The sequence below is a fragment of the Ciceribacter sp. L1K22 genome (assembly GCF_017599385.1).
Taxonomy (GTDB): Bacteria; Pseudomonadota; Alphaproteobacteria; order Rhizobiales; family Rhizobiaceae; genus Allorhizobium.
Genome location: NZ_JAGFPK010000001.1, coordinates 2,149,282 through 2,160,790 on the forward strand (window position 1 = coordinate 2,149,282; position 11,509 = coordinate 2,160,790).

Here is an 11,509-nt window from a genome sequence, read left to right on the forward strand (position 1 = left end):
GTCACTGGACCATCGCCTGGTCGGCGAGGGTCTGGTTGATGCGCACACCATAATCGCTCTGAAGCTGGTTCACCATCTGGTCCAGGATGTCGTCGCCGGCAGCATTGGCGATCGCCTCGACCTGACTGTCATCGGCGGCGAGAACGTCCCCGCCGGCGCCGGACTGTACATTGGTCACCTTGAGCACGATCTGCGTATCCGGATCGGCGCCCGGCGCGCTGTCGGCAGTGCCAACCGGGCCACTGAAGGCAGCCGCGATGCCGGCCGAGCCGAGTACCGCGTCGTTGTCGGAGCGCTTGAGCCCCGTCTTCGTCTCCACGGCGATCGAAAGTTCCGTGGCGAGGTCCGCAATCGTCTCGCCTTTCTCCAGCCGCTCGCGCAAAGCTTCTGCCTTGGCGCCGAGCGCAACGCGCTGCTGTTCAGCGGTCCAGTCGGCCAGCGCCTTTTCGCGGACCTCCTCCAGCTTGCGTTCACGCGAAGGAACGATGTCGGCAACCTCGAACCAAAGATAGCCGTCACGGCCGATGTTCAGCGGCAGGGCCTCGACGCCGACATCCGTTTGGAAGACGTCCTTCAGCAGCTCGGCGCCGCCCGGCAGATCGACATCCTTTTCCGAGGTGTCGCGGCCGGTGTTGTCGACGAGTGGAACCTCAACAAGTTGCAGGTTCAGTTCCTTGGCTGCATCCGCTAGCGTCGCGCCCGATCCCCGGATGTCCTCAAAGCGGTCATGGACAGTGAGAATGTCCTCGACGGCGGCGGCCTGCGCCAACTCGTTACGGATTTCTTCCTTCACCTCGTCAAAGGTGCGGGTGGTATCGGGCTTGATATTGCTGATGCGCAGGATCACCGGTCCGAAAGCGCCGTCGATGACGGGGGTCGTTCCGCCGTTTTGGGCGACAGCGAAGGCTGCGTCCGCAAGAGCGGGATCGGGAATCGACGCGCGTGTGAAGTCGCCAAGCAGCACATCCGTCGCCGTGCGGCCCTGATCGGCCACCAACTGGTCGAACGAGGTGCCACGCGAAAGCTCCTCGGCCGCGGCGTTCGCCATGTCGCGGTTCTCGAACGTCAACTGCTCGATCGTGCGCGTACCAGGGATCTCGTAGCTCGCCTTCCGGCGCTCGTAATCCTCGCGGATCTGTTCGTCGGTGATTGCGGCGGGTTCGGCGATATCGGAGGGTTCGAGCTTCACATAAGCGAAGCGGCGATATTCCGGTGCATTGTAGCGGGCCTTGACCGTGTCGAACCAGGTGGCGAGCACATCCTCCGCGGGCGGGGCGACCGGGTCGAGATTGGCCTTGGTCAGAAGAAGATAGTCGACGTCACGTGTCTCGTTGCGATAGGCGCGCAGCGCGTCGATGAGAACCTGGGGCGCCTTGAAGCCATCGGCCGTCGCCTCAACGATCTGGCTGCGGATCGCGACGTTGGACCGTTCGAGAATATAGTCGTCCTCCTGCAGGCCGGCATTGCGCAGACGTGCGGTAAACACCTGCCGGTCGAACTGGCCGCCGGCGCCGGTGAAGGCCGGATCGTCAGCGATCAGCTGCGCCAGACGATCTTCCGAAAGGCCGAGATTCATCTCGTCCGCCAGCTCGTCGAGCGCCGCGCCGGCCGACAGCTGCGCGTAGACCTGGTTGACGACGCCGAGCGCGCGGGCCTGTTCCGTTGTCAGCTGCGTGCCGAACTGGCGGCTGAGTTCGGCGAGCCGGCGCTGGTAGGCCAGCCGGAATTCCGACGCGGAAACCGACTGGTTGCCGACGGTGATGACCGAATTCGAGGTATCGGCGATGATCGAGCTCGACACGCCCCAGATGCCGAACGAGACGACGAGCAGGAGCAGGAGCAACTTGGCGACCCAGGTACGGGCGGCGTTTCTGAGTGAATCGAGCATCGGGACGCAAACCTCTTGTCTTTGCCTCGAAAACGACCGAAGCAGTGGACGTTCCTTAAAGCAAACTTTCCGGGAAATGAAGGCATGTTTGGGGAAAAGGCCAACGGTCGCCGACACGGTGGCGCGATGCTTGCGGCGCAGGCGCGGTCAAAGCGGCTGGCGCTCCCGGACGGCAAGTTCTTTTTCCGTAGCCGGCAATGACAAAACCCGGCACGAAGGCCGGGTTTTGCCGAGGATTCAGATGCTACCGTCTCAGCGCTTGGAGACGGGCAGGTAGTCGCGCTTCGGCGAACCCGTGTAGAGCTGACGCGGACGTCCGATGCGCTGCTGCGGGTCCTCGATCATCTCGTTCCACTGGGCGATCCAGCCGACGGTGCGGGCGAGCGCGAAGAGAACGGTGAACATCGTGGTCGGGAAGCCGAGTGCGCGCAGCGTGATACCCGAGTAGAAGTCCACGTTCGGGTAGAGCTTCTTCTCGATGAAGTAGCTGTCGTTGAGCGCGATCTTTTCGAGCTCCAGCGCAACCTGCATCAGCGGGTCGTCGCCGTGGCCGGTGGCTTCCAGAACCTCGTACATGGTCTTCTGCATGATCTTGGCGCGCGGATCGTAGTTCTTGTAGACCCGGTGGCCGAAGCCCATCAGGCGGAACGGATCGTTCTTGTCCTTGGCGCGGGCGATATATTCCGGAATGCGGTCGACCGTGCCGATTTCCTGCAGCATGTTGAGCGCCGCTTCATTGGCGCCGCCGTGAGCTGGACCCCAGAGGCAGGCGATGCCGGCCGCGATGCAGGCAAACGGATTGGCGCCCGACGACCCCGCGAGACGGACGGTCGACGTCGAGGCATTCTGCTCGTGGTCGGCATGCAGGATGAAGATGCGGTCCATGGCGCGGGCCAGAACCGGGTTCACCTGATATTCCTCGCAAGGAACGGCAAAGCACATGCGCAGGAAGTTGGCGGCGTAGTCGAGATCGTTCTTGGGGTAAACGAAGGGCTGGCCGATATGGTACTTGTAGGCCATTGCGGCGATCGTCGGCATTTTCGCGATCATTCGCAGCGACGCGACCATGCGCTGGTGCGGATCGGTGATGTCGGTCGAGTCGTGGTAGAACGCCGACAGCGCCCCGACCGTGCCGACCATGACGGCCATCGGATGGGCGTCGCGGCGATAGCCGGTAAAGAAGCGGCTCATCTGTTCGTGCACCATGGTATGGTGCGTGACGCGGTAGTCGAAGTCCTTCTTCTGCGCAGCCGTAGGCAGTTCGCCATAGAGCAGCAGGTAGCAGACTTCGAGGAAATCGCCCTTGTCGGCGAGCTGTTCGATCGGATAGCCGCGGTGCAGCAGCACGCCCTCGTCGCCATCGATATAGGTGATCTTGGATTCGCACGAGGCCGTGGAGGTGAAGCCCGGATCGTAGGTAAAGGCGCCCGTGTGCTTGTAGAGCGCGCCGATATCGATGACGTCGGGGCCGATCGTGCCCGCCTTGACAGTGAACGGGACCGACTTGCCGTCCAGTTTCAGTTCAGCGCTTTTTTCCGTCATGCTTTTCCTCCGACAGTGTCAGGGGACGCCGTCCGGGACGGGCCCACCAGTTAAGCGTTTGACTGTAGCTATATGATACGAAGATGAATGCCAAGTTAGCCTTAGGGCAAATTGTGCATCGCGAAATGCACGGGGGCAATGCGTCTGCTGCACGCCTCCTTGCCGCTTTTCGCAAACCTTTCAAGCTGCTACCGTAGGTCGAGCGGCCGGTGAGCGCACATCTCCGGCGGCGGCTCGCGAGGGCGTTTGAGGTGGACGGGACAACCGGGCGAAAGGAACGCGGGGAGGCGACGGTCGCGGCCGATGCCTGGCCTTCCGCGCCGCCTTCCTTGAAAGCTGCCGAGCGGCTCCGGCTTCGTGCCCCGGACCGGGAGGATGTGGCCCGCGCCTGGGAGATGGAAGCCGCCCACAGGCACCTTTTCCTGTTCGTGCCGGTCCTGCTCGGCGCCGGCGCGGCGATCTGGTTTTCGGTCGCGACACCGCCGCCAGCGTGGGTGACGGCCGGCGTCGCCAGCGTTTTCTTCGCGGCCGCTCTCCGCCGCGGGAACGCCGCTGTCGCACCGATCGTGGTCTTCCTTCTCCTCTGCGGCATGCTGCTGGCGGAATGGCAGACACGGCGTGCGTCCACCGTGCTGCTCGACACGCCGGTCACTACCTTTCTCTCCGGGAGGGTCGAGGCGCGCGAAGTGGGTCCGGCCGGCGACTGGCGCTATCTGGTGACCGTCACCGAAACCAGCGAACCGACGCTCAAGCGTCCCCCTGTGATGGTCACGCTGGTGACGCGCGCTACCCATGACCCTTTCGCCGTCGGCGACGCGATGACCGGGCGCGTCCGTCTCTCTCCGCCCTCGGGGCCTGCGCTGCCGGGCGGCAATGACTTTGCCTTCCAGGCCTATTTCAGGGGTGTCGGTGCCGTGGGCTACGTGCTCGGTGCACCGCAGAGGCCGACCGATGTAGATGACGCTCTGGCTGCCAGCGCCGACGACGAGAGTTTCGCCGTGACGGCGGGCCGCCTGCTGCAGGCGGTTCGAACGACGGCGACCGACCGTATCCGGTCGGTGATCAGTGGCGATGCGGGCGCATTCGCGGCGGCGATCATCACCGGGGAACGGCGCGGCATGTCGGAGGCGACGGTCGAGGCGCTCAGGATTTCCGGTCTCGCCCACGTCATTTCGATTTCGGGACTGCATATGGCGCTTGCCGCAGGACTGTTCTTCGTCGGCATGCGCCTGTTGCTCAGCCTCTCTGTCGGCCTAGCCCATGCGATCCCCGTGAAGAAGGTTGCGGCGTTCGGCGCCCTGTTGGCGGCCACCGCCTATCTGTTGATTTCCGGAGGTCAGGTCTCGGCGGTGCGCGCCTATGTGATGATGGCGGTGATGCTGGTCGCCGTCCTGATCGACCGTCCGGCGATCAGCCTTCGCAATCTCGCCGTCGCGGCACTCGTCATCGTCGTGATCGAGCCGTCCGAGGTGGTCGGGCCAAGCTTCCAGATGTCGTTTGCCGCAACCGCGGCGCTGATCGCCGGGTATGCGGCGTGGCGAAACCGCCGCCGCGATGACGGCTTTCTTCCCGAAGGCCTGCTGCCAGCGCCGCTTCGTTATCTCGCGGCGCTGTTCGGCGGCATTCTTTTAAGCTCGATCATCGGCGGCCTGTCGACGGCGGCCTTCGCGGTCGATCATTTCCACAGGCTCGGCGTCTACAGCCTGCCGGCCAATCTCGCCGCCATGCCTGTGGTCTCTTTCCTCGTGATGCCGATGGCGCTGATTGCGATGATCCTGATGCCTTTCGGGCTCGACTACATCCCCTTGAAACTCCTGGGCTTCGGTCTGGAGATCACCATAGCGCTCGCCAGGGAGGTGGCCTCCTGGGGTGGCGATGGCGGCATCGAGCGGCTGCCGGCGTGGTTCCTGCCATGCTTCACCGCCGGCTTCGTCGTTCTGACCCTGATGCGGACCTGGCTGCGTCACGCCGGCTCGGTGATCATTCTCGCGACGCTTGCCGCCGTGGTCGTCCTCCCGCGTCCGCCGGCCGGCGCCCTTCTGGTCTCCGAGGATGGCGGGCTGGTCGGGCTGACGGGCGAGGGCGGCATCGCCACCAACCGTGCTCGTCCGCCCGACTTCGTCTTTTCGCAATGGCAGGAGGCGCTCCAGCGGCATACGCATCTGAAGCCGTCGGAACAGGACGCAGCGGCGCTGGCGGACGCTTTTCGGGAGGCGAGAGCGGCCGGCGGCGCGGTACCGCAGGATCTGATCGACCGGACACGCGCGGCCATGGACAGCATCGCCGCCAACATTCCCCCGGACCGGTTTACCTGCCTCGGCCGGATCTTCTGCCTGACGCGATTGACGCCGCAGCTTGTTGTCGCAACTGTGGAGGAAACATCTCTCGTCGGCCTTGCCTGCGACCGCGCCGATCTCGTGGTAACACCGAGGCGCCTGCCGTTCCGCACCTGTCGCTCGGGCGCGCGACTGATTTCCGCCGATGACCTGCGCCTCACCGGATCGCTGGAAGTCTGGCCCGAGGGTCAAAAGGGACTTCGGATCCGTTCGGCCATCTCCGTATCGCCGCGTCCCTGGCACATGCACAGACGATACGACTGGCGTGGCGACGATTACGTCACGACGCCGGTCGACGAAGTGATCGCGAGGATCAGTGGTAGCGGCGAATGAGGCCGACGAGCCTGCCCTGGATCTTGACCCTGTCAGGCGGGAAGATGCGTGTCTCGTAGGCCGGATTGGCCGCTTCGAGTGCAATCGAGGCACCGCGGCGCCGGAAGCGCTTGAGCGTCGCTTCCTCGTCATCGACCAGCGCCACGATGATGTCGCCGGGATTGGCGGTCGTGCCGTTGCGGATGATGACCGTATCGCCGTCGAGAATGCCGGCCTCGATCATCGAATCGCCCTTGACCTCCAGCGCATAGTGCTCGCCGCCGCCGATCATATCGGCAGGCACCGAGATATCGTGCGTGTTGTTCTGGATCGCCGAGATCGGCACGCCGGCTGCGATGCGGCCCATGACCGGTACCGAGATCGAGTTGCCGTTGTCGGCGACCGGCTCCTTGGCGGGCGCGGCCGGGACCGCCGGCTTCTTGCCGAGGCTGCCCTCGATCACCGCCGGCTCGAAGCCCCGACGGGCCTGCGGCGGCGAATAGGCTTCCGGAAGCTTGATGACCTCCAGCGCCCGGGCCCGGTTGGGCAGGCGGCGGATGAAGCCACGCTCCTCGAGCGCCGTGATCAGACGGTGAATGCCCGACTTGGACGCAAGATCCAGCGCATCCTTCATCTCGTCGAAGGACGGCGGCACGCCGGACTCCTTCATTCGCTCGTGAATAAAGAGCAGAAGTTCCTGTTGTTTGCGCGTCAGCATCGGCGAATCCCGGTGAAACAAATACAGAACGGACACTATATGTTCCATATGTGTTCCGCAAGTGCCTAAATTTCCGTGAACAGTGATGAAATTCCATTGTTGACTGCCTCCGGAACGGCTTTCTGATGAGGCGGCGTCATCCCGCGCAAGGAAGGATATCGGATGGTCGAGATCGGTCAGAAGCTGCTGGGCAAGACGGCGGAGCAGTTGAGCGCCGTCGAACGGCGTGTTTTGAAGAAGGCACGGGAGCGCCGGATCGTGTCCGCCGATGCCCATGAGGATTTTCTAGCGACGGCGACGCTGGGCCAAAGGCTCGCGGACGGTATTGCCAGGGTCGGCGGCTCCTGGAGCTTCATCTTCGCCTTCATCGCTTTTCTGGTGATCTGGGCGCTGGCGAACACGATTTTCCTGACGAAGGACGCGCCGGACCCCTATCCGTTCATCTTTCTGAACCTGCTGCTCTCGATGGTGGCGGCGATCCAGGCGCCGATCATCATGATGAGCCAGAACCGTCAGGCCGAGCGCGACCGCTTCATGGCGGCGCGCGACTACGAGATCAATCTGAAGGCCGAGATCGAGGTGCTGGCGCTGCACGACAAGATCGATATCGAGGTGCTCGTCGAACTGCGCGACGCCAGGAAACAGATCGATCTTCTGATGGAGGAGGTGAGGAAGCTTTCGGAGCGGCTCGAAACACGGTAGGGCGGGTGCGATATGAGGCTCGTTCCGGGCGAGCGGACAGGAATGGAAAGGAAACAGGCATGACGGCACGCGCGATCGACCATCTGGTTCTGCCCGTCGTCTCGATCGAGGCGGCGCGGGCGAGACACGCCGCGCTCGGCTTTACCGTCGCCGCCGACGCGCGCCATCCGTTCGGTACGGAGAACGCCTGCGTCTTCTTCGCGGACGGCACCTATCTGGAGCCGCTCGGCGTCGCGAGCCGGGAGGAATGCGAAGCCGCCGCGAAGGCTGGAAATGTCTTCGTTGCCCGCGACCAGGCTTTTCGCTTTCGCTGCGGCGAGGGCCTTTCCGGTATTGCCATCACAACGAACGATGCAGTTGATGACGATGTCCGGTATCGGGAAGCAGGGCTTTCGGCCGGCGCCATCCTCGAGTTCTCGCGGCCGGTGCGGATGCCGGACGGCAGCGAGAGCCGCGCGAGTTTCCGCCTGACCTTCGCCGCCGACCTGCGTGCGCCGGATTTCTTCCTGTTCAATTGCGAGCGCATCGATCCTCTGCCCGCCGATCGCGGCAGCCTGACGGTCCATCAGAACGGCGCGACCGGCATCAGGAGCGTGGTGGTGGTCGAGGAAAACCCGTCCGACTTCCAGTATCTGTTCGAGGCGGCGTTCGACAGCCGCGAGATCGGCGCCAATTCCTTCGGGATCGACCTCCTGGCCGGCGGAACGAGGGTCGAAGTCATGACACCGGTCGGTGCGCTTGCCCATTATGGTCTGAACGCGGCTGGAGCGGAACGCGGACTGCGGGGGCGGGCGGTTGTTTTCGCTTGCGGTGATCTTGGCGTGACAGAGCGCGGGCTTGTTGCTAATGGGGTTGCCTTCGAGCGCCGGGGCAACAGGCTTTCCGTCCATGCGGCGCCGGGTCAGGGCGTAACCTATATTTTCGAGGAACAGGCATGAGCATTGAGACAAATTCCGTCGTCACCGTCGGCGAAGGTGCCGTCAAGGTTTCCTTTTCCAATACGGCGCGCTTCTCGCTGATCGCCGGTCCGTGCCAGATGGAAAGTCGCGACCATGCCTTCATGATCGCCGGCACGATGAAGGAACTCTGCGAAAAGCTCGGCATCGGCCTCGTCTACAAGTCATCCTACGACAAGGCGAACCGCACCTCGATTTCCGGCAAGCGCGGTATCGGTCTCGACAAGGCCATGGAAATCTTCGCCGACCTGAAGAAGGAATACGGCTTCCCGGTCCTCACCGACATCCACACCGAGGAACAGTGCGCGCTTGTGGCGCCGACCGTCGATATCCTGCAGATCCCGGCCTTCCTCTGCCGCCAGACCGATCTTCTGGTCGCGGCCGCCAAGACGGGCCGTGCGATCAATGTCAAGAAGGGCCAGTTCCTCGCCCCCTGGGACATGAAGAACGTCCTGAACAAGTTCACCCAGAGCGGCAATCCGAACGTGCTGCTGTGCGAGCGCGGTGCCTCGTTCGGCTACAACACGCTCGTCTCCGACATGCGCTCGCTACCGATCATGGCTGCGATGGGTGCGCCCGTTGTCTTCGACGCGACGCACTCGGTACAGCAGCCGGGCGGGCAGGGGGGCTCCTCGGGCGGTCAGCGCGAATTCGTCGAGACGCTGGCGCGGGCAGCAGTTGCGGTCGGCGTCGCCGGCCTCTTCATCGAAACCCATGAAGACCCGGACAATGCGCCTTCCGACGGCCCGAACATGGTGCACCTGAAGGACATGCCGCGGCTTCTCGAAAAGCTGCTGGCCTTCGACGCCGTCTCGAAGGGCTAACGATCAGCCTAAAGTCTTGAACCGAAACGAAAGAGGCGCCGGTGTGAAACCGGCGCCTCTTTCGTTCTGGATACTCGAAAACCTGCGTCTCAGAACTCTTCCCAGTTGGCTGTGGCGGCCGAACCTGCGCCGCCCGTGCCGAGCGCGCCTGCGAGCTTCTGTCCGAGCGCCCGGGCCGGAGAGACGACCGGTGCCGTTGCCGGTCCGGCCTGATGGATTTTCACCGGCGGCGCGTTGACGGCAGCCGACCGTGCCGAACCGGCGCCGCCGACCAGCCTGCCATCGAGCTGGAAGCGTGTCAGCAGCGAGTTCAGGTGCACGGCCTCATCGGACAGCTCGCGGCAGGACGCATTGGTTTCCTCGACCATCGCCGCGTTCTGCTGGGTCAGCTGGTCCATCTGGTTGATCGCGGCGTTCACTTCGTTGAGCGCCGAGGACTGCTCGGAAGAGGACTGGACGATAAACTCGATCAGGCCGTTCACTTCCTTCACTTGCCCGTCGATCTCGGCAAGCGCATCGCCGGTGCGGCTGACGAGCGAAACGCCGGCGGCCACCTGGCTGGACGACGTTTCGACCAGTTCCTTGATTTCCTTCGCCGCATTGGCCGAACGCCCGGCCAATTCGCGGACCTCCTGGGCGACGACTGCAAAACCCTTGCCCGCTTCACCTGCACGCGCGGCCTCGACGCCGGCGTTGAGCGCGAGCAGGTTGGTCTGGAAGGCGATCTCGTCGATGACGCCGATGATCTGGCCGATCTTGGAGGAGGAGTCCTCGATCTTGCCCATCGCCGAAACGGCATCGCCGACGACGGCAGCCGAGCGCGCGGCGCTCTCCTTGGTCCTGCCCATCATGTCGCTGGCCTGCCGGGCGCGGTCCGAGGCATTCTTCACGGTCGCTGTAATCTCGTCGAGGGCGGCGGCCGCCTGTTCCAGCGATGCCGCCTGTGTCTCGGTGCGCTTGGCGAGGTCGTCTGTGCTGGTGGCGATCTCGGCCGAGCCGTTGCGGACGGTGGAGGTTGCGGTCGAGATTTCGCCGAGCGTTCCCGCAAGCGTTTCCACGCTGGCGTTGAACTCGCCGCGCAGTTTCTCGTAAGCAGCAGCGAAGGGCGTCGTCATGCGGAAAGTGAGATCGCCCTTGGCGAGCTTTTCCAGCCCCCCGGAAAGCTCTGCGATCACCCTGGCGCGCTCGGCATCCTCGGCCGCCTTTTCCTCGATCTGCCGGCGTTCCTGGTCGAGCTGGCGCGAGCGTTCCTCTTCCTGCCGCTTGCGATTCATCTGGCGATCGAGAGAGGCTTCGCGGAACACCGTGACGGCGTGCGCCATCTCGCCGATTTCATCGGCGCGGCCTTCATAAGGCACCGGCTTGGTGTAATCGCCGCCGGCCAGATCCGTCATGTAGTCGCGCATCTGGCTCAATGGCACGACCGCGCGACGACGCATCCAGTAAAGGCCGCCGAACAGGATGGCGACGGAAAGCGCCGCGGCCCCCATCGAAAGGCTTGTGAAGAACGCTGTCTGCTCCGCCGCCGTCGCTTCCGACTCCGTCTGGAACTGGACCGCCATTGCGACGAGCTCGTTGACCACCTTGTCATGGTCGTGGAAGGCTTTATGCAGGTCGTCAAAGGCAGGACCTGCATCGTTGCCGCCCATCAGCGCCGGCTTGATCTCTTCGGTGAGCACCGTCCAGAAGATGTCGCCGGTGTTGACGATGTCCGTCAGCAGCTTCTGCTTGAGATGCGGCGCAAGGTCCGTGTTGCTCCAATAGGCGCGCCGGTCGTCGTAGGCCGGTTTCAGCACCTCTTCGATGCGCTTGAAATTCTGTTGCGCGAGTTCCGGATGCTCCGCAGCCTCCAGTGCCAGCGAATAGGATTCAACGACGTAGAGCGGCGGCGGAAGAATGTCGGCGACGAGGTCCTTACCGTAGACAATTTGCTGGTAGGAGTTGCCGTTGACCTTCAGTTTCATGAACGCGTAGGTCTGTATGCCGATGGATGTAATCATGCCAAGGCAAACCACCGCGCCGAACAGCGTCAGGCTGCGCGCAATGTTGAGTTTCATGTGTTCCCCACGAACGATTAGAAAATCTATTTTTCCGGACTAAAGGCCTGGGCGGGCCGGAGCTCGAATGGTCCATATGGTTAACAAATAAAGATTACCGAACGCTGAATCGTTTCTTGCCGGAACACTCGCGCGACTTGCGGCCGGCTGCGATGCGACGGTCGCCGCCGGCCG

Annotated in this window: 8 protein-coding genes; 4 read left to right on the forward strand and 4 right to left on the reverse strand. The window is 63.6% G+C overall.

The window, feature by feature from the left end; genetic code table 11:
- Position 1 precedes the first annotated feature (1 nt).
- Complete coding sequence (locus J5J09_RS10770) at positions 2-1,888, reverse strand: peptidylprolyl isomerase (RefSeq protein ID WP_208550098.1); 1,887 nt, start codon at positions 1,886-1,888, stop codon at positions 2-4.
- A 252-nt stretch (positions 1,889-2,140) separates the two neighbouring features.
- The gene (gltA, locus tag J5J09_RS10775) at positions 2,141-3,430 is read right to left on the reverse strand and encodes a citrate synthase (protein WP_208550107.1); all 1,290 of its coding nucleotides are present in this window, start codon (positions 3,428-3,430) and stop codon (positions 2,141-2,143) included.
- A 209-nt stretch (positions 3,431-3,639) separates the two neighbouring features.
- Between gltA and J5J09_RS10780 the strand changes: the two genes are divergently transcribed.
- Positions 3,640-6,099, forward strand: coding sequence for a ComEC/Rec2 family competence protein (locus J5J09_RS10780; RefSeq protein WP_348646442.1), 2,460 nt, complete (start codon positions 3,640-3,642; stop codon positions 6,097-6,099).
- Here the strand turns inward: J5J09_RS10780 and lexA are convergent.
- The gene (gene lexA / locus J5J09_RS10785; protein WP_208550110.1) at positions 6,080-6,796 is read right to left on the reverse strand and encodes a transcriptional repressor LexA; all 717 of its coding nucleotides are present in this window, start codon (positions 6,794-6,796) and stop codon (positions 6,080-6,082) included. The genes J5J09_RS10780 and lexA overlap by 20 nt on opposite strands.
- Before the next feature lie 162 nt (positions 6,797-6,958).
- On the opposite strand from lexA, the gene J5J09_RS10790 reads away from it, so the two are divergent.
- The 3 genes from J5J09_RS10790 to kdsA are packed head-to-tail and all read left to right on the forward strand — an operon-like array spanning position 6,959 to position 9,278.
- Positions 6,959-7,498 carry a DUF1003 domain-containing protein gene (locus tag J5J09_RS10790; RefSeq protein WP_208550112.1) on the forward strand — a complete coding sequence of 180 codons (540 nt, stop codon included), beginning with the start codon at positions 6,959-6,961 and terminating at the stop codon, positions 7,496-7,498.
- A 59-nt stretch (positions 7,499-7,557) separates the two neighbouring features.
- Positions 7,558-8,436, forward strand: a complete 879-nt coding sequence (locus tag J5J09_RS10795; protein WP_208550114.1) for a VOC family protein — start codon at positions 7,558-7,560, stop codon at positions 8,434-8,436.
- A complete protein-coding gene (kdsA, locus tag J5J09_RS10800) occupies positions 8,433-9,278 on the forward strand; it encodes a 3-deoxy-8-phosphooctulonate synthase (RefSeq protein WP_208550116.1) in 846 nt (281 codons plus the stop codon). Before J5J09_RS10795 ends, kdsA begins: the two co-directional genes overlap by 4 nt.
- Before the next feature lie 89 nt (positions 9,279-9,367).
- Here the strand turns inward: kdsA and J5J09_RS10805 are convergent, their stop codons facing one another.
- Complete coding sequence (locus J5J09_RS10805; protein WP_208550119.1) at positions 9,368-11,335, reverse strand: methyl-accepting chemotaxis protein; 1,968 nt, start codon at positions 11,333-11,335, stop codon at positions 9,368-9,370.
- Positions 11,336-11,509: the final 174 nt, after the last annotated feature.

What these genes read in the sequence shown, in the direction of transcription:
- J5J09_RS10770 (WP_208550098.1), bottom strand. Translation starts at nt 1,888, where the DNA reads ATGCTCGATTCACTCAGAAACGCCGCCCGTACCTGGGTCGCCAAGTTG.
- gltA (WP_208550107.1), bottom strand. Translation starts at nt 3,430, where the DNA reads ATGACGGAAAAAAGCGCTGAACTGAAACTGGACGGCAAGTCGGTCCCG.
- lexA (WP_208550110.1), bottom strand. Translation starts at nt 6,796, where the DNA reads ATGCTGACGCGCAAACAACAGGAACTTCTGCTCTTTATTCACGAGCGA.
- J5J09_RS10790 (WP_208550112.1), top strand. Translation starts at nt 6,959, where the DNA reads ATGGTCGAGATCGGTCAGAAGCTGCTGGGCAAGACGGCGGAGCAGTTG.
- J5J09_RS10795 (WP_208550114.1), top strand. Translation starts at nt 7,558, where the DNA reads ATGACGGCACGCGCGATCGACCATCTGGTTCTGCCCGTCGTCTCGATC.
- kdsA (WP_208550116.1), top strand. Translation starts at nt 8,433, where the DNA reads ATGAGCATTGAGACAAATTCCGTCGTCACCGTCGGCGAAGGTGCCGTC.
- J5J09_RS10805 (WP_208550119.1), bottom strand. Translation starts at nt 11,335, where the DNA reads ATGAAACTCAACATTGCGCGCAGCCTGACGCTGTTCGGCGCGGTGGTT.